Source organism: Cohnella sp. AR92 (assembly GCF_003990975.1).
In the GTDB taxonomy this organism is placed as follows: Bacteria; Bacillota; Bacilli; order Paenibacillales; family Paenibacillaceae; genus Cohnella.
Window position 1 is genome coordinate 257,304 of record NZ_RZJR01000010.1, and the last position, 15,843, is coordinate 273,146.

Sequence of the window (15,843 nt, forward strand, 5' to 3'; positions counted from 1 at the left end):
TTCCTCCTAATGATTAGAAAGTAGATGAAGGATTCCCGCTAGCTCTGATAAATCTTTTACTTCATGATCTGGCTTGCCATCCAATTCTTCAAATACGGCATTCCTGCGGTTCAGCCAACACACCTTGAAGCCATATATCTTGGCAGCCGCCGCATCCCAAGCGTTGGAGGATACAAAAAGGATCTCGTCTTTATTTAGCGAAAGTTTAGAACGAGCCAACTCATATACGGTCATGGATGGCTTATAATTGCTCACTTCGTCCGAACTGACTATGTAGAGGAAATGCTCCTGCAAGCCCGAGTTGATGATCATTTTGTTTAGCATCTCTAACGTACCATTCGATAAAATCATCTTGTTATACGAATTCAGCGCGCTTAAACCCTCTGCAACATGATCGAATGGTTTGACTTGAAAATATTGCTCGAGTATTTCTTGCCCAGTAGAATCGGAAGCCTCGATCTTTAGATGCTTGAGCGCGTATGTAAGAGCATCGTTCGTGACCTTCCAGAAATCCTTGTATTGATTCGTGACGGAACGGAATAAATTGTATTCATGATATTTCGCACGCCAAATCTCTCTGATGGATTCTCCCTTGCCGGGAAACACGTCATTAAACTTCTGTCCCATTGTACCCTGCACGTCATATAGCGTCCCGTATGCGTCGAAGATAATCGCTTTTATTCCTCCCATCCTATATACCCCTATTATTAATCTTACGACCAACATACAGTAAATGGGATGACATTCCTAAAACAGACGGTTCTCTTGCCACACGGATCAACAACTCGATAAGTTTATGATAATCCCCCTTACTCTTCCAATACTCCCACTGCTCCGGTTGAATAGCGGTTCCAATATTGGTGGAGCCGATTAAGTCAATACACTCAAATCCATGCTCTTCCATGAACGGATTGATATCTTCAATGTTGTAAAAGTAAGCTCCGGTAAATCGGCCTTCATCGCTATGATTGAAATTACCTGATTGTATAAATCGATTGATCTCGTCGATCGTGTTATTAGGTCGCCACACTTCAGGACTCACCAAAGAATTAATGACTTGATTAATTCGGCTTCTAAATGCGACAAAGACAGTTCCATTTCTCTTGGTTACACGATTTAACTCGGCGACAGCACGGGATCTATCAATCTCGTTCTGCAAATGATAGAGAGGACCTAACATCAGAGAAGCATCAAAATATTCATCAGACAAGCCCCGCAGCTCAGTCGCATTTAATACAAGAAAGTTCTCGAATTGGTCCTGTAACCCAAGCTCGTTTGACTTGGTTCTAGCGATCTCGACCATTTTGTCAGTCAAATCGGATAACGTTACTTGATACCCGCTCCTGGCTAATTCCATCGTGTATTTTCCAGGGCCAGCACCGTTATCCAGAATTCTGCCGGATGCAGGAAGATACTGCCGGATGTAATGCATATTAATGATGAATTCTAGTGGTTCCCGATCCAATCTTCTCCATTCTCTGTCACCAAAGCTGGTATAGTAATCAACTACCTTATTCATTCTTAATCCCCCTTTAATCCCCTACAGTCTGCAAACCTTGATCTCGACCGGAATATCTTGAATTCATCCTGTAGGATTTCCCTAACGCGTCCCCAACCGTTTATTTCCACGCTCAGAAGTGCTTTACGAATCGAACTCCGGTATCTTGGTAGCCGAGCTCCTTATAGAATTTATGGGCTTCATTCACTCTTCCGTGGCCGGTCACTAGCCAAGTCCCTTTGCATTGATGCTGATTGGCGAGCTCTTCTGCATAGTCCATTAAGATTCTACCAATTCCTTTTCTCTTGGCCTCGGCCTCGACAACGATAACGGATATTTCTCCATATCGCCCTATGTCCTCGATATTCTCGCGGATCCTAAATCCTAACGTGCCCATGATCTTGAGATCCTCTTCATAAACATATAACGAATCGTAAGGGCTTCGTGCAATGAACTCCAACCTATCCTTCATTACATTCTCGGTAATCTCTCTATTTAGCAGCTGAGTCATCAACCGGCTCAATGCTAAACAATCCTTTACCGCAGCTTCTCTTATTCGGAAAGACACGTATAAACGCCCCCTAAGACATGACAAGATATCCCGTCAACTGACAAAAAATTGCACCAACCCGACCAATAATAAAAACGCCAAAAGACAGATTGCTAGCGTGAATAAGCAACCCTTCTTCTGCTTTGTAACATTTCCTTTAAGGATTCCGAGTAGAAAGACCAAATCCTCATAAGCGAGTCCGCTCAAGGGAATAAGATGTGCCGATTGATTGGTTATAAACAAGTAGGCGTTCTTTTTGGTAACGATATACTTCGTAAAATCTTGCCAAAGCACCCTTTGAGTTGTCGAAGCGGTCTGCAAGAGGAAGTATTCTTCCGTTATCGTGTAGGTCTTCTCTTCTTGTATAAATTTATTGTTGTAGCTTCTCTTAGCGTTAATGAAGAAGAAAACCAGGATAAAGATAAAGAAGAAGCTGAAGAACCAAACTTGGGCGGGTACTTCCGAAAGTTCGCCAGCGAATAATCGCGAAATGATAGTTCCAATAGCGAAGACAAATACAAATGAGATAGGCCAGATATACCATTGACGAATTAGAAAATGAATCTGGAACATAAACACGTCATTGCTTGTTATGTTAGCTTTTATGGTCAGTTGTCTCGTTGTCAGTGTTATCATCCTTTTAGCGGTTTTGTTAGTGATTCAAGTTGTTATTCATTTCCTTCCAAAGAATATCAAGACGAGCGATTATTCTTTCTTGATTCTCGAGCTGTTTTTTTTGGACAACATAGATGCTGCTTAGTGAAATCAGAATAAAAAATAGGAGTATTATTACAAAGATCATACTCATCCCCACTCCACATCTTTAACAATCTCATTCATGCTTGAACTTCCAATCGAATTCCGCTTGATCTCCATTGAACACGTTTATATCTACATAAGCCTTAATCCCTGGTATTCTTCCTCTATTGTTGAATTGCCACAATGTCCATTCCCTTTGCCCTTTTAGCTTGGGGCGCTTTAGAATGTCGCGAATCCAAATATCATAATCAGCGAATTCGCCCTTTATGTATTCGTTATAGGTGTCATAGGTAACATATAAAATGGGTTTCTGATGATAATAGCCCTCAAGGCTTTCGCTCATATCCGTGATTTCCTTCTGAATCTGCTGCACGTCCTTATTCGTAGCAATCTCAATATCAATAACCGGAGGTAAGCTGGTTTCTATGTTGGGGACGGTCTCTATAAAATGTTCGGCTTGCTGCTTTCCCGTGCTTTGAGTTGTAAAAAAGTGATAAGCCCCAACCAACAATCCGCTTTCCTGCGCGTTTCTCCAGTTCTCCTCCAAATAAGAATCCGTATAATTTTGACCTTCCGTAGCTTTGCTATAGGCAAACTGATACTTATCCTTCTCGGCAACCTTCTTCCAATCCACCTGATATTGATAGTGGGAGACATCGATTCCTCTAACCTTATACTTATTGGCAAACAGGTTATTATGCCAGATAACACCTCTATACTCTAGAACTCCGAACAGAATCAATACGGCCAATAAGATAAGAAAGAGCTTTAACCATTTCCTTCTATTCAACGTTTGCTCACGCCCTTATCGGCTACCAACCTTAACGGTCTTGTACGTGCCATTCTCATAAATCAAACCATTCAATTGCAGGCCGTACGCACACCCTCCATCGATCCCAATCCTGTCTTCTTGGAACCAAACATCAGGAGATCCATGAATATCGCTCGTTCTTGTATGGCCAAAGACGACGGGCTTGTCGAACCTCATCCTCGAGTAGATAAACTCATCTTTTATATACATAAAATCGTAATCGGGTTGTTCTCTCCAATTCGGATAATTGGGATTCAGCCCTGCATGAACATAGATATGGGAATCATCCTCGTAATAGAGTGGAAGATTTTCCAAGAAACGAATGTGATCCATGAAGTTCTTACCAATATAGTCGGTTGCCGAGTCTAGAACATCATCATTGAGTTCTAACACTTCCGAGTGGAGATAGCTTTGAATCGTTTGAAGTCCCCCGTGCTCAAGGAACTTTCTCCGAACATCCTTATTGGAATTCCTAATTAAATCCACCAGTCTCTGATCGTGATTCCCGCGTAATGCAATGGCATGATGCTGCTGCACCAATTGCATGACTCGTTCTACGGTTTCCTTGCTGTTCGGTCCTCGATCGACAAAGTCGCCCAGCAAAAAAAGTTGGTCCACTCTCGAATCGAACGAGATGGTATTCAACAGTTGGTCCAGATCCACAAGACATCCATGAATGTCGCTTATCATTATCGTTCTGTTCATGCTCATGGGTCACCTGCATCGGTTATTTTTTCTTCGGTATGGATGTCACGACATAATCCTTATCTTTAATTAGTTTGCCAATGTACATCATCTGGCCTAAGTGTTCCGAGAAATGAGTTGCGCATTGGATGATCATGTCTAGATTCGTTCTTTCCTTGTTCCTTACCAACTGAGTCTTCTTCCATGTCTCTTCCGGCATATTGCCGATGGTATCAACAATAGTTTGATAAGTTTCTTTAGTGATTTCGATTAATTCATCCTTAGATTTATACAATTCTTCAAATTCCGCGTCTCGATTTCTTGTCAATCCTCTGTGAAGAATTCCATTCAGAATTCTCTCCTTCACATTCCCCTGAACGTGAACGATTAAGTTGGCAATGCTATTACTGGATTCATTAGGACGCCAGTTTAGCTCTTCATCCCCTAATTGATCGATGACCGATAAAGTCCTTCTCAGGATTTCATTAAACTTTGCAATTAGCAGCTCTTTGATCTCATCCATGTAATCGAAATTTCCTCCTATATTCCTTGCTCCCTATAAGATCTGAACAATATGATTCGATATTCGTTTGTATGTTTGAAATAAGCTAGTGTCATGATACGGCAGCGGAATCCAACCATCGCGATAAGCATTATGGATAAAGGTTTCGTTTTTCCTTGTATCGGAGTAGATGCCAATTGGTATTTGCTGAGTTAGATTATCGCGCGTATAGCATTCATCCCCCGTAATCACGTACTTCTGTTCATTGTGTTCAAAGTAGACAACGGATGAACCGACGGAATGGCCGCCTACAACTTTGAAAAGAAAGGTATCCTCATAAATCAGCTCATCTTCCACTTTGATTACGTTGTCTTTCCCAAGCCTGCTTTTTATCGCGGGACTTCCATTACTCATGGCATGCCCATACTCCGCATAACTGATGATGATCTGCGCGTTAGGGAACAAATCGATATTATCGATATGATCGAAATGGCTATGGGTAATGAAGATCACATCAACCTGATTCAAGTCTCCTATCTGATGGATTTCATCATCAAGATTGAAAAGCTTAATGCCCCAATCTCTCGCGATCATGGGATCCCGAAAACCAACGTCGAACAATATCGTTTTGGTGTTGAATCTCGCAACGTAATAAGACCAGGCTATTGACGTTGAATCATCAGATACGGCATCCTTGTAAATATATTTGGTCTGCAAGCTTGATTCGCCAAACTTCACCGCGTAGAGCTGCATGTTTTAAGACTCCTCAATAAACTCCGCACCGATCGGCGTTAAAAATCCGTCCATACTGGTGGAGTTCTTCTCTTTGCGATATTGTTGTAATTTCTCTTCGCCTTTATTTTGGGCCCATTTGATCAGTGTATCCCTCTCCCCTTCATAGGAGTAGAACGGCACGCTAAATCCGCATGAAGTCTTTACAATGTCTATATCCGAGACGATCACTTGCCGGTACCCTGGATATAACTCAAATAGTCGTGCAAATTCATCCCATTCCTCAGATCCAGGCAATACTACTCTGCCATTGCCATATAACCGTAAGATCAAAGGCTTCCCCTCAAACGAGACAAACATAAACGTTATTCTATTATTCTCAGTGAGATGCGCGCTCGTCTCGTTCCCGCTTCCTGTCAAGTCAAGATAGGCAACTCGATTGGGCGATAACATTCGGAATACATCATGGCCTTTCGGCGAAATATTCACATGTCCGCTAGATGCGGCGGTTCCGACAAAGAACATTTTCTGGTTGTTAATGAATGCTTCGTGCTCAGGCAAAATGGATGGATAAGTGGTTCCCATTACAATCACCTCTTGGGTACTTGGGTAGATACTTAATGGTATTATATACCAAACCCATATAGATCTGCTTTAAAGAATTGCACAAAAAATAACAGGCCAGCCATCGGATGATGAACGGACCTGTATTCCAACAAATGTATCATTACCCTGTCATTCGTAATTAGATACTTCCAGCAGATTCCCATCCGGATCTCGGAAATAAACAGAAGTTATCGGTCCTAATGCTCCCGTTCTTCTTACCGGACCTTCCTCGATGAATATTTTGCACTCCTCTAGATGAGTTAATATGGATGGCATTTGAACATCCGCTATAAAACATAAATCGGCAGATCCGGACAATGGAGATCTTGCTTTGGGTTCAAATTCTTTGCCTGCTTCATGTAGATTTATTTTCTGTTGTCCAAACTGCAGCGCCTTTCGTCCTTCTCCAAAAGTGACAACTCTCATTCCTAACACTCGAGAATAAAAGTCACATGTTTCTTCGATATTGGCGACCGTCAAAACGAGATGATCCAACCGATTCATGTTCATTTTTACTCCCCCTGCATTTTTCGAAGAGAATATTCCGCTGGCGCAAAGATAACTAGTATTTTGAGATCCTCCGTAATAGTGGTGAAGCGATGCTTTTTGTAAGCTTCAACGAATACGAGCGACCCTGGTTTCACTTGAATTTCTTCTTCCTCTACTTGTAGTATCGCTTTCCCCTCAATAATGTAATATAATTCATCCTCCGAATGGGGTTGTTGCAGGTCTGTGCTCCCCACGGATAACCGATAAATTCCGGAACTCATTGCGGGAAAACGCAGAAACTCATAATAGAGTTGTTCATCGTTCTCATGTTCAGCTATTAATTCAAATAGATTAAATGAGTGCATTTAAGCAACTCCTTTGGATACAAAAATAGCGAGGATTTCATAGATTCTTAGAAAATAAATAGGCTCTTCTCTCAAAACCATTTCGTTCATAAAATTCATGGGCCTGAGCTCGATGGAAGCCTGAATCCAATTCAAGCTTTGTACATCCATTATTCTTAGCGATCTCACAAAAAGTATTTATTAATTTCTTGCCTAGCCCTTTACCTCGGTATTTATTATCTACGATTAGAGTTGTCAGATAGCCTATTCTTGCCTCTTGCCAGAAATTATTAAGAATAACCATCGACCCAAACCCCACGATTTCTTGTTCAACCGCGCTCAAAAGGATATTCGATTTTGTGGTCAAACTATTATCAAAGATTTCCCTTAGCTTCGAATGATTTAATTCTTTCCCCGGCCAAAGCTGATGGAAAAGTTGAAAAACTTGCTCGAAGTCTTCCGATTGCGAGATTCGAATCATTGGTCATTCTCCTTTATTACAGTATCTTCTGGAAACTTCCAATGTCTAATTTCCTTTCAAATTTATATCCTACTTCTTTAAATAAAGCGCATTGTTCATATCCGTTCTTCTCGAATAATGATTTACTTCTAGTGTTCTCCATACAAATCGTTGCCATTAAGCTATTAAATTTTTGTTCTTTGGCAACTTCCTCAATAAATATCAATGCTTGCTTTCCAATCCCTTGTCCTAAGCAGTTGGGCTTTAAATAAATGGTAACCTCACCGCTAATATCATAGGCTTGTTTACTCTTGAATTGAGTTATCAATACATAACCTACTATTTCTTTAACATCAATGATTACGTAAGATTTATAACGGGGATTCTTGTTCATTACCGACGCTTTGATTTGGTCGATATCCAATTCCTCTGTATGAAACGATATTGTGGTATTCAAGACGTAGTAATTATAGATTTCTTTAATGTCAATAAGGTGCTTTTCAGTGATCTCTTCAAAAGTCAAATGGGTCAACGGTATCTCATTCCTTTGCAAGATGATCTTCAATTAATTCAATTTGAATTTTTTCATTTTTGTATTTCATGATCTTATCTGCAATGTTTGGAACTAATTTGATTTCATTTAAGTTATTCAACGGAATCCACTTAACCCCTGTTTAGCGCTATAGATTCTATAATCACTTCGGTATTTGCTTCTTCCATCATTTCTCTCTTTAATGCTTCTTTTATCGTTTCTCCTTGTTCTATTCCACCACCAGGCAAGAAATAATGAACGCCTCGTTTGTTTGAATTGTATTCAATTAACAAAATAGAATCTTCTTTAATAACGAGGGCTGTTGGTCTTATTCTACTATTAAGAATATTTGGTTCCCCCTATCGATCTTGATAATCTAATTAATCTCGTTGCAAATCTCATTGACAATAGTGTTAATTCCTGCCCCACTTTGCTTTGCCTTTAATAGCTTATCTGACATATGCCATCTCCTTCCTAACTCGACTGCCTGAGGATAATCGTTGATTTCATAGGTCAAAAGTTTCTCTGCTCTATCTTTGTCTTGCTGTCGTAACAAATAATCAGTACGCAGAACTTTTTGGATGCTCCCTAAAGTATTATCTTCACATTGCACGTCAATGTTTCGGGATAAAATAAAGCTATTGTTGGATGTATTTAAGTTGGCTCCACCAGCCAAAGAGTCAGTGGATGCGAACCGAACTCGACGAATCCCAGACATGACAATAGCTCCGAAACATAGAACACATGGTTCAGTTGTTGTATATAAGGTATAGTTTGGAAGCAACTTCGACTCTTCATTACATACTTGCAATAGAACATTCATCTCAGCGTGAGCTAGACGATTTGAACAAATCTGATTAATTGGTGCAGAATCATCATAAATTCTGTTCCTTCCTCGATAGACTACCTCACCAGAAGAATTTGTTAGGACGGAGCCTATAGGAATCGATCCATTGCAATAGGCATTCCATGCCTCAATAAATGCAAGTTGCCATGGTCTTGAAATGTCCTCCCACATGAATTGCTCTCCTTAATGGTTTATAAATTCTTGTAACGGTCCTTTATTATCAGCTCTTCTAGCCTCTACATAATTATTGTTTGTATAGTCTTCTAATACGAATCTCCAAAATTTCTGTGCAGGTAAATTCCAATCGAACTCACTCACACGCCATCTACCCATAAATCTATCAAAAATTAATTTCGCACTTTTCTTTCCAATTTTTTGATTCCTAAATTTCCTTAGTATAAAAAGTGATTCAAATAATATATCTCTTCTTCTGGTAAGTACTTCACAATGATAAAACCAGCAATTTGATCTTCTACCCTTATTAAAAATATGTAAAAATTCTTGTCATTATATAATTCTTTTGCACTGATTTTAGGTTCAAACATTCCACTTGGCTTAATATTACTTTTATTGAATTCTGACAGATCGTACGCTACAAATTCGAATAAATTTTGTAGAACAGGTAGTTCTTCTTCTTTAATTTCTTTTAATACGAGCTCCACTGGATCACCTCAAATTATTGTTTTCTATACCGGCTTCGATTGAGCCGATAATCGCTGATTCAGTTTCTCTTTCAATCGCTTTTCGCGCCACCGTAGCGTGAATATTTAGTTATAAGATGTCAATGCCGTCTTTCACTTTCTTTCGTTAACTAGCCATGTTTTTGCATCTTCTGGGTCCGAATAAAATGATATTGGGCAACTGATTCCCGACCTCTTCAACATTCTCTTTAATCTCCATTTACTAAATCCAGAAAGCCCAACAAAAGAGATTTTAATGATTTGTTCATTCATGTTAATCAGATTTTGTACTAATTCCTGCCGAACTTTGTTTGTTGTCGTAGTCTTGTACAGATCAATCCATATTCTATGTTTTTTATTTGTTAGTTTAATAAACTCTTCTTCTTGTCTCATTATTTCGAATAGTTTTTCTTGATCTTTATACTTACTTCCGTATTTAAGGCAATGAATTTCTCCGCCTTTATAGTAATAAGGATATTCAGATCCTCCAGGCGATTTCATTATTTTCAGCTCCTATGTATTTTTGTTGCCTTTTCCGAAAACTTATTCAATTATTATTTCCTTTGGCTCGGATCTTAGATTAATTTCCTTGGTAGTTTCATTCTCTTCTATTCTAAAATTAGCTCTTGCAGTTATGTAGTACTTACCATGTTCTGATATTGAAATCCTTCGAAACTGTTTGGAATTTGCATCCATATACGAGTATTGTTTATCGGGAAGTAACTTAGTTGATATTCCTAAGCCTACCACGACTATCATTCCGTTATTTTCTACTATTTGTCCATCTTTGTTTCTTATTTCGAAAGTAAAGATATCAACTCCATGAGTAATATTCCATTTCCTTTTTGATTCATTCGTTATAAATGCTTTTGCTTCAAACTCTTGACCTCCTTTAACACTTTGAGGTATTTCAAAATCCAACTTAAACATATTGTCGTTCGGTAATTGTTCTTTAGAATTACAACCGCATAGTACGATAATTAAAGTCAGAACAATGATTGTTTTGATTTTCAATTGTCTCATCCTTTGCAAGGATTTCACATAACGTTTCCGTATCTACGCCCCCAACGACTTAAGGCTTGGCTCCGATGCGTGGATATGATAGAAATATGACCTACACTCTTTTTGAAGCAGCTCTCAACCATTGTAGATCTTCAATTTGTTCAGTTCATCGACGAACTCATTACAATTGTCTACTGACAAATTGATATGCTTTATATTTCGAGTAATTCCAAGAAACCCGTATGCCTTTACTTGTTTCTTAAGAGTTATTTGGCAGTTGATCTCATCCTTAAATCCAATTAACTTGTGACAAATTATTGGTGTGGCAACTACCCAAAAACTCTTAGTTGATTGAAATAATTCATTTTCATTTTTAACTTTTCTTATTGATTCTATCTCGTTAATTCCTATTTCTATTGATTTTCTTATTCCTACATTAATCAATAATTTGTCACTTTGAATATTTATTCGACCTCTACGGACTAAGTTATAATCCCCAATCAAATAAATAATTCCGTAAATATGAATTACTTGTAATATCATGATAAAGGAATCTGAAAACCGATCCTTCAACAAGAAATGAAAAGCAATAAATTCTAGCACCTGCTCATGAATAAGTGCTAAGAATATGAAAAAATATAGACTACTTTTATGATATGTAAACGATACTTTCTCATGATTTTCTTTAACTGCCCTCCATTTAAAGAACGCATGATAGAATACAAACAAATCACCCAATATTGCTTGCAAGCGTTTGTTTAAAACAAGCATCTTCGAATCACTCCTAAAAATTGAAATAGCGTATGTCGCATAACGGTTACTGTATCCACGACATCCCAACGACTAAAATCTATGCCAGCAGCCGGCCGCGAGCCGAAAAGTTCTGAAGCGTGGATATGTTGTTAGCTGATGTTGCCGTCTTATGCGGTTCTACTACTTATTATTTCTTCTGCCCATAAATATATCTTAATTTGTAAGTTCTAATGCTGTTATCCGAGTATTCGAATACTTCTTCGACTTTCCCAGTTTCTATTATTTCTGTCTCTTTGAAATGTCTGATTAAATCATCTTCACTAAAGAAGTGTGAGATTTTTCCCTTTTTATATTCAAAAGTATTTTCTTCGATTTCTTGTCCTACACCAAATGACTCATCCTCATTTGAAAAGCAAGTAAAATAATATAACCCGCCCTTGTTAAGGTGCTGGACACACGTTTCGATCAATTTGATTCTTTCTATTTGAGCGAATAAATGCAGTAAATCGTAACAATAGATGGCATCATAGCATTTATTAGATGTCGATAATTCAAAAATGGAACCTTCTATAAAATAACTTCTTTTGTCCCACTCTCGCGCAAGATTTATTGCTTCAGTTGATATTTCAATTGCGTCGACTTGAAAGGTATCGGACAATATCTTCGTATTTCTTCCGTATCCAGCTCCAGGTACCAATATTGTCTTAACATCATTTAGAGCAAATAACCTCTTTGCGTCAATTACTGTTTTACTAGGTTCTTCTCCCCAGATATAACCTTCATTATTAAATCTATTGTTCCAATAATCTCTCATTGAACAACCTCCAATTAGGTTCTGTCCAAGACTACTTTCCGATAGTAGCTTTCAACAACTTTTTCTTCCGTTTTTAGTTTTACAATTAAATACTCCAACCTAATAGGATCAATATCGTACCCGTATTTCTCTTCTATTGTGTAATACATCTCATTCTCAGGAACATCAGCGAATGTCTCTGGATCCCCTAATAGACGAATTACTTGGTTTTTATTCATGTTCTCTAGTAGTTGTCGATTAATAAGGTCTTGAGCCATTGATTTTCGTATTTTCCAACTTGCATTATCTTTCGCTTCAATCCAATTCTGATGTTCAAATTTCAAATTTTCTTTGCTACATCCAATACTCAAAATAAGAAAAATTAGAATAATATATCTATTTAAAGCCTTTGAGTTTCTCAAATTAAAATTAGCCATCTAATTACTCCTATTGACGTTTATCTATCATCTTGGTGCGGTTGTGTCCGCCTAATTTCCCGCATTTCAGTTCTCTAATTGATTACCCTAAATCTTTATTCTGGCACTTCTATATAATCTGAAACTCTCGATTTCAATATTTCTATTAATTCTTCATCCATAAACTCAAAATCATCAGGTATATTCAAACAAATCAATTGCTTCCCAATTAGTGTGTTTGAAAATTTATCCTTTAGCCTTCTTATATGCTTTTTCTCCATTGCAAAAATCATATCAGACCAACCAATATGTCCTTCAGTAACCCTAATCCTTGCGCCTTCTTCGGTTCCTGCAGACCGTACTTGATATCCATTAAATCCATCAAAAATCTTCTCAGCTGTTAAACTTCGCCATTTGTTTCGGCTGCAGACAAAGAGTAGTTTAATGATTTTCACCTATTTCTTATTATCGTTCTTCATCCATCTCATTCCCGGTGCATCCGCAGGACGTTCTTCAAATCCAAATCTCTTATAGTAATTATATTTGTCTTTCGCTGCGAATAATTGAATCATTAAAATTTCATTCTCATGACATTTTCGTAATAACTGTTTTAAGATTGATGATCCGATGCCCTTTCCTTGATAAGTCGGCAATACAATTAAGTCACAAATTATTGCATGTAATACTCCATCCGATAATATTCGTCCGTATCCAACGGTCTCACCATTATCAATTGCAGATACACAATACCAACTATTCATAATTGACTCATTCAGTTTATTTGAACCTTTAGTAAGTATCCCTTGCCAGCCGGTACTCTCAATTAAGTTTATATAATCTTCTATTGGAGGTACAGATTCAGAATATGTAATGTTCATGCTATGCTCCTTGTCTTCATAATGTAATTAGCATCTGTGGTTTCCAATTATTTGATAGATTATAGTTCAAAACCGCTACAACTATAGCGATGTATTGGAGTAAAACCTATCCGTTCTGCAAGTTTCTTCGATGGTTCGTTATCAATTGAACAATCCCAATAAGGGGAGAATCCATTTCGGTAAATCTCTTCAGCCAATAGGCTTCCAAGACCCGTCCCAACGCCCTTGTTTTGTGAGGATGCTACTGTTTCAATTCCAATTGCGTGAGTATCCTGTGTCACAAAACTAGAGTAACATACACCGATTATTTCATTTTCTTTGACGGCAGCATAACCAAATCCCTTTTTCTTGAAGTCATTTATTGATGTCCAGAATGTTTCAAGATGACTTTCAATTAATTCTTTGTTCTGAAATTCTTGGTTCTTCCAATCACATGTCTTAAGGTTGATTGTTTCTATCTCATTACTTCTTATTACTTGTGGTTTGTTCATTAATTTCAAAACCATTTGCTCAAAATTGTATAACTTCCTTGTGGAGAATATCGATTCCAACTTCCATCCCTCATGATTACCGGATACTTCGAAATGGTTCAATGAAAGTTCTTTCATCCTTGGTTCAACTATTCTCTTTATAAAGTTATCCAAATTCCGTACAAAAGCTTCATTTGTATGGTCACCTATGAGGTAAAAACCTTTTATCCCCTTGCTCCATACTAAAGCACTCTTTAGATGGATAATTTGATCTACAAATATCCAACCTGGATTATTATGCTCGATTATGGATACGACCTCCGGGTGTGAATGGCCATCCCTGAGCAATGGCTTTATGATTTGAAAATCGTCTTGATCTAACTCTTGCATTTAATATCCTCCTTGAAGTTACCTATCTACAGGTTTTTCAACTATCGTTCTCCATTAATAAAATAGGTTAATTGGTTAATTGATTCTCTTGATATGCCTTCTTTACCCTTTCAATTTGAGCAAGATGGCCTCGGACATGATCGACGCGGTATTCCAGCAATTGTTTGAATGTGAACCGCCCCTGATCAGCATACACCCCCACTCGCTCACTTTGTTCACTAGTTAGATTGTCTAAGATTGTCTGCATACTAGAACGCAGCAATTTGAACAGAAGAAGATACTGTTCGCGATCCAATAAATCATACCCCAAGTTTTTCGCCCATGCTTCTTGATCAAATGAATTCAGAGTCGGTTCATCTTCCGCCAAGACTTTTTTAAGTCGTGATGTTGACGAGATCTCTGAATCTGTCACATGTATGAGGATCTGATGAATACTCCATTTGTCCGGAGCAGGTTTGTAATGAAGCTCTTCCTCTGTCAAACCTTCGATGACATCCCGAAGCATGGTGTATCCTAAGGCGTACTCCTTAATCACTTCCTTCAATTCAAACCCCTCCTATTTTCAAGTAAGCGCTAAGAGCAAACTTATTCATTTAACCCTGATTTGTTTCTTTAATAACATTATTTGACCAATATGATAGGCATTATGAATACACAAATTAGAAACCACTCCCCACCAAGGAGCATTAAAATATCCTTGAAGTTTTGTAGTAAGCTTTGATTCATTGGATTCTTCTATAGCAGTTCTCCAACTACCAAATACATTCCTAAGTCTAATTAATAAAATGCCCAATGCGTGAATATTAACGCTGTTGTACACTTCCTGAGATACATATTCATTTGTATTACCCTACTGAATTAAATCTATCCGACCTTATTCCTTAACAATTAAAAGATTAGCAAATGTTTGTTTTCTTTTGTCTTCTTATAGAATCGAATAGAACCTCTAATAATGATAACTGATAAGACAATGATGATAACTGGACCAAGCTCTACAAGAAGTAACGAAGATGCAGCAACGAAAATCTCATAAAGTATAAAATAATCGGCAATTCCAACTACAAAAATGGAGAGAATCATGACCTGAAATTTCTGATAATAAAAAACTAGCTTATAGATCATCATTCTTATGATTTCAATTAATTTCATTTCGCACCTCTTAGAATTAATTAGATGATTACAGCGAGATACGAGTGTAACTGGAAAATGTTTCATGCTTTTGTGACATTATGTGTTTGTGCAATTGCGTACAACGTTCGTGTATCCACGATGTCCCATCGACTTAAGGCTCCGCCAGGAGCCGGCCGCGGTGCGGTTAGTCGGTGCGGATGTGTCCGCAAGATTCTATCCCCTGCCATTCCACTTCGGGTGACCGAGGAGCGAGTCTGTAAAATACTTTGTGTAAACTCTCAAACCTACTAAAATGGAATTACTAGAAAGGTTGGGAGCACACATGGGATTATGGTCAAAGGAGCAGCTCAGATCGTTTATCAAGGAGAATAATCTGGTTACCGCTCAGGACGCACAGAATGCCTTGAAGGACTTGTTTGCAGAAACGCTGCAGGAGATGCTTGAGGCCGAGATGGACACCCATCTTGGCTACGAGAAGCATGACATGCAGAACAAGCAGACGAGCAACAGCCGTAA

At 38.3% G+C, this 15,843-nt stretch carries 28 protein-coding genes; 2 read left to right on the forward strand and 26 right to left on the reverse strand.

Going from position 1 to position 15,843, the window contains the following annotated elements:
• Nucleotides 1-6: 6 nt before the first annotated feature.
• The 4 genes from ELR57_RS18470 to ELR57_RS28660 all read right to left on the reverse strand — a co-directional run bounded on the left by ELR57_RS18470 (nt 7) and on the right by ELR57_RS28660 (nt 2,342).
• Complete coding sequence (locus ELR57_RS18470) at nt 7-690, reverse strand: haloacid dehalogenase type II (protein ID WP_158630066.1); 684 nt, start codon at nt 688-690, stop codon at nt 7-9.
• Nucleotide 691: 1 nt separating this feature from the next.
• Nucleotides 692-1,519: a class I SAM-dependent methyltransferase gene (locus ELR57_RS18475; protein WP_126960553.1), complete on the reverse strand. Its 828-nt coding sequence runs from the start codon at nt 1,517-1,519 to the stop codon at nt 692-694.
• A 112-nt stretch (nt 1,520-1,631) separates the two neighbouring features.
• On the reverse strand, nt 1,632-2,066 hold the full coding sequence (locus ELR57_RS18480; protein WP_126960554.1) for a GNAT family N-acetyltransferase: 435 nt from the start codon (nt 2,064-2,066) through the stop codon (nt 1,632-1,634).
• Between the two features lie 36 nt (nt 2,067-2,102).
• A complete protein-coding gene (locus ELR57_RS28660; protein WP_370452300.1) occupies nt 2,103-2,342 on the reverse strand; it encodes a YcxB family protein in 240 nt (79 codons plus the stop codon).
• Between ELR57_RS28660 and ELR57_RS28350 the strand changes: the two genes are divergently transcribed.
• Nucleotides 2,274-2,531: a hypothetical protein gene (locus ELR57_RS28350; protein WP_238162591.1), complete on the forward strand. Its 258-nt coding sequence runs from the start codon at nt 2,274-2,276 to the stop codon at nt 2,529-2,531. The genes ELR57_RS28660 and ELR57_RS28350 overlap by 69 nt on opposite strands.
• A 349-nt stretch (nt 2,532-2,880) precedes the next feature.
• On the opposite strand, the gene ELR57_RS18490 is transcribed toward ELR57_RS28350, so the two are convergent.
• The 22 genes from ELR57_RS18490 to ELR57_RS18600 all read right to left on the reverse strand — a co-directional run bounded on the left by ELR57_RS18490 (nt 2,881) and on the right by ELR57_RS18600 (nt 15,345).
• Nucleotides 2,881-3,597, reverse strand: coding sequence for a glycoside hydrolase family 25 protein (locus tag ELR57_RS18490; RefSeq protein ID WP_126960556.1), 717 nt, complete (start codon nt 3,595-3,597; stop codon nt 2,881-2,883).
• Nucleotides 3,598-3,612: 15 nt separating this feature from the next.
• Entirely contained in the window at nt 3,613-4,323 is a 711-nt protein-coding gene (locus ELR57_RS18495; protein WP_126960557.1) for a metallophosphoesterase family protein, read from the reverse strand.
• 22 nt (nt 4,324-4,345) lie between these two features.
• Entirely contained in the window at nt 4,346-4,825 is a 480-nt protein-coding gene (locus tag ELR57_RS18500; RefSeq protein WP_126960558.1) for a DUF1572 family protein, read from the reverse strand.
• A 33-nt stretch (nt 4,826-4,858) separates the two neighbouring features.
• Nucleotides 4,859-5,557, reverse strand: a complete 699-nt coding sequence (locus tag ELR57_RS18505; protein ID WP_126960559.1) for an MBL fold metallo-hydrolase — start codon at nt 5,555-5,557, stop codon at nt 4,859-4,861.
• 3 nt (nt 5,558-5,560) lie between these two features.
• Nucleotides 5,561-6,121 (reverse strand): pyridoxamine 5'-phosphate oxidase family protein, encoded by a 561-nt coding sequence (locus ELR57_RS18510; RefSeq protein ID WP_126960560.1) that lies wholly within the window; start codon nt 6,119-6,121, stop codon nt 5,561-5,563.
• A gap of 150 nt (nt 6,122-6,271) precedes the next feature.
• The gene (locus ELR57_RS18515) at nt 6,272-6,652 is read right to left on the reverse strand and encodes a VOC family protein (protein WP_126960561.1); all 381 of its coding nucleotides are present in this window, start codon (nt 6,650-6,652) and stop codon (nt 6,272-6,274) included.
• Between the two features lie 2 nt (nt 6,653-6,654).
• Nucleotides 6,655-6,996: a cupin domain-containing protein gene (locus ELR57_RS18520; RefSeq protein ID WP_126960562.1), complete on the reverse strand. Its 342-nt coding sequence runs from the start codon at nt 6,994-6,996 to the stop codon at nt 6,655-6,657.
• Nucleotides 6,997-7,033: 37 nt separating this feature from the next.
• The gene (locus tag ELR57_RS18525) at nt 7,034-7,456 is read right to left on the reverse strand and encodes a GNAT family N-acetyltransferase (RefSeq protein ID WP_126960563.1); all 423 of its coding nucleotides are present in this window, start codon (nt 7,454-7,456) and stop codon (nt 7,034-7,036) included.
• Nucleotides 7,457-7,472: 16 nt separating this feature from the next.
• Nucleotides 7,473-7,967: a GNAT family N-acetyltransferase gene (locus tag ELR57_RS18530; protein ID WP_126960564.1), complete on the reverse strand. Its 495-nt coding sequence runs from the start codon at nt 7,965-7,967 to the stop codon at nt 7,473-7,475.
• A gap of 131 nt (nt 7,968-8,098) precedes the next feature.
• Entirely contained in the window at nt 8,099-8,260 is a 162-nt protein-coding gene (locus ELR57_RS28355; protein WP_238162592.1) for an NUDIX domain-containing protein, read from the reverse strand.
• Between the two features lie 83 nt (nt 8,261-8,343).
• Complete coding sequence (locus tag ELR57_RS18540) at nt 8,344-8,985, reverse strand: nucleoside deaminase (RefSeq protein WP_126960565.1); 642 nt, start codon at nt 8,983-8,985, stop codon at nt 8,344-8,346.
• Nucleotides 8,986-9,206: 221 nt separating this feature from the next.
• A complete protein-coding gene (locus ELR57_RS18545; RefSeq protein ID WP_126960566.1) occupies nt 9,207-9,476 on the reverse strand; it encodes a hypothetical protein in 270 nt (89 codons plus the stop codon).
• A 132-nt stretch (nt 9,477-9,608) separates the two neighbouring features.
• Nucleotides 9,609-9,995 carry a hypothetical protein gene (locus ELR57_RS18550; RefSeq protein WP_238162593.1) on the reverse strand — a complete coding sequence of 129 codons (387 nt, stop codon included), beginning with the start codon at nt 9,993-9,995 and terminating at the stop codon, nt 9,609-9,611.
• A gap of 42 nt (nt 9,996-10,037) precedes the next feature.
• Nucleotides 10,038-10,508 (reverse strand): hypothetical protein, encoded by a 471-nt coding sequence (locus tag ELR57_RS18555; protein ID WP_126960568.1) that lies wholly within the window; start codon nt 10,506-10,508, stop codon nt 10,038-10,040.
• A gap of 123 nt (nt 10,509-10,631) precedes the next feature.
• Entirely contained in the window at nt 10,632-11,267 is a 636-nt protein-coding gene (locus tag ELR57_RS18560; RefSeq protein WP_126960569.1) for a hypothetical protein, read from the reverse strand.
• 169 nt (nt 11,268-11,436) lie between these two features.
• The gene (locus ELR57_RS18565; RefSeq protein WP_126960570.1) at nt 11,437-12,063 is read right to left on the reverse strand and encodes a class I SAM-dependent methyltransferase; all 627 of its coding nucleotides are present in this window, start codon (nt 12,061-12,063) and stop codon (nt 11,437-11,439) included.
• A 14-nt stretch (nt 12,064-12,077) separates the two neighbouring features.
• Nucleotides 12,078-12,479: a hypothetical protein gene (locus tag ELR57_RS18570; RefSeq protein WP_126960571.1), complete on the reverse strand. Its 402-nt coding sequence runs from the start codon at nt 12,477-12,479 to the stop codon at nt 12,078-12,080.
• Nucleotides 12,480-12,574: 95 nt separating this feature from the next.
• Complete coding sequence (locus ELR57_RS18575; protein ID WP_192896595.1) at nt 12,575-12,904, reverse strand: low molecular weight protein tyrosine phosphatase family protein; 330 nt, start codon at nt 12,902-12,904, stop codon at nt 12,575-12,577.
• A gap of 9 nt (nt 12,905-12,913) precedes the next feature.
• Nucleotides 12,914-13,336, reverse strand: a complete 423-nt coding sequence (locus ELR57_RS18580; RefSeq protein WP_126960573.1) for a GNAT family N-acetyltransferase — start codon at nt 13,334-13,336, stop codon at nt 12,914-12,916.
• 59 nt (nt 13,337-13,395) lie between these two features.
• Nucleotides 13,396-14,196 (reverse strand): GNAT family N-acetyltransferase, encoded by an 801-nt coding sequence (locus ELR57_RS18585; RefSeq protein WP_126960574.1) that lies wholly within the window; start codon nt 14,194-14,196, stop codon nt 13,396-13,398.
• A 67-nt stretch (nt 14,197-14,263) separates the two neighbouring features.
• A complete protein-coding gene (locus ELR57_RS18590; RefSeq protein ID WP_126960575.1) occupies nt 14,264-14,740 on the reverse strand; it encodes a DinB family protein in 477 nt (158 codons plus the stop codon).
• Nucleotides 14,741-15,084: 344 nt separating this feature from the next.
• Nucleotides 15,085-15,345 (reverse strand): hypothetical protein, encoded by a 261-nt coding sequence (locus ELR57_RS18600; RefSeq protein ID WP_126960576.1) that lies wholly within the window; start codon nt 15,343-15,345, stop codon nt 15,085-15,087.
• A 304-nt stretch (nt 15,346-15,649) separates the two neighbouring features.
• On the opposite strand from ELR57_RS18600, the gene ELR57_RS18605 reads away from it, so the two are divergent.
• The coding region (locus ELR57_RS18605; RefSeq protein WP_192896592.1) for a transposase at nt 15,650-15,843 on the forward strand (194 nt) is incomplete at its 3' end.

What these genes read in the sequence shown, in the direction of transcription:
- ELR57_RS18470 (WP_158630066.1), bottom strand. Translation starts at nt 690, where the DNA reads ATGGGAGGAATAAAAGCGATTATCTTCGACGCATACGGGACGCTATAT.
- ELR57_RS18475 (WP_126960553.1), bottom strand. Translation starts at nt 1,519, where the DNA reads ATGAATAAGGTAGTTGATTACTATACCAGCTTTGGTGACAGAGAATGG.
- ELR57_RS18495 (WP_126960557.1), bottom strand. Translation starts at nt 4,323, where the DNA reads ATGAACAGAACGATAATGATAAGCGACATTCATGGATGTCTTGTGGAT.
- ELR57_RS18500 (WP_126960558.1), bottom strand. Translation starts at nt 4,825, where the DNA reads ATGGATGAGATCAAAGAGCTGCTAATTGCAAAGTTTAATGAAATCCTG.
- ELR57_RS18505 (WP_126960559.1), bottom strand. Translation starts at nt 5,557, where the DNA reads ATGCAGCTCTACGCGGTGAAGTTTGGCGAATCAAGCTTGCAGACCAAA.
- ELR57_RS18510 (WP_126960560.1), bottom strand. Translation starts at nt 6,121, where the DNA reads ATGGGAACCACTTATCCATCCATTTTGCCTGAGCACGAAGCATTCATT.
- ELR57_RS18515 (WP_126960561.1), bottom strand. Translation starts at nt 6,652, where the DNA reads ATGAACATGAATCGGTTGGATCATCTCGTTTTGACGGTCGCCAATATC.
- ELR57_RS18520 (WP_126960562.1), bottom strand. Translation starts at nt 6,996, where the DNA reads ATGCACTCATTTAATCTATTTGAATTAATAGCTGAACATGAGAACGAT.
- ELR57_RS18525 (WP_126960563.1), bottom strand. Translation starts at nt 7,456, where the DNA reads ATGATTCGAATCTCGCAATCGGAAGACTTCGAGCAAGTTTTTCAACTT.
- ELR57_RS18540 (WP_126960565.1), bottom strand. Translation starts at nt 8,985, where the DNA reads ATGTGGGAGGACATTTCAAGACCATGGCAACTTGCATTTATTGAGGCA.
- ELR57_RS18550 (WP_238162593.1), bottom strand. Translation starts at nt 9,995, where the DNA reads ATGAAATCGCCTGGAGGATCTGAATATCCTTATTACTATAAAGGCGGA.
- ELR57_RS18560 (WP_126960569.1), bottom strand. Translation starts at nt 11,267, where the DNA reads ATGCTTGTTTTAAACAAACGCTTGCAAGCAATATTGGGTGATTTGTTT.
- ELR57_RS18565 (WP_126960570.1), bottom strand. Translation starts at nt 12,063, where the DNA reads ATGAGAGATTATTGGAACAATAGATTTAATAATGAAGGTTATATCTGG.
- ELR57_RS18570 (WP_126960571.1), bottom strand. Translation starts at nt 12,479, where the DNA reads ATGGCTAATTTTAATTTGAGAAACTCAAAGGCTTTAAATAGATATATT.
- ELR57_RS18580 (WP_126960573.1), bottom strand. Translation starts at nt 13,336, where the DNA reads ATGAACATTACATATTCTGAATCTGTACCTCCAATAGAAGATTATATA.
- ELR57_RS18585 (WP_126960574.1), bottom strand. Translation starts at nt 14,196, where the DNA reads ATGCAAGAGTTAGATCAAGACGATTTTCAAATCATAAAGCCATTGCTC.
- ELR57_RS18600 (WP_126960576.1), bottom strand. Translation starts at nt 15,345, where the DNA reads ATGAAATTAATTGAAATCATAAGAATGATGATCTATAAGCTAGTTTTT.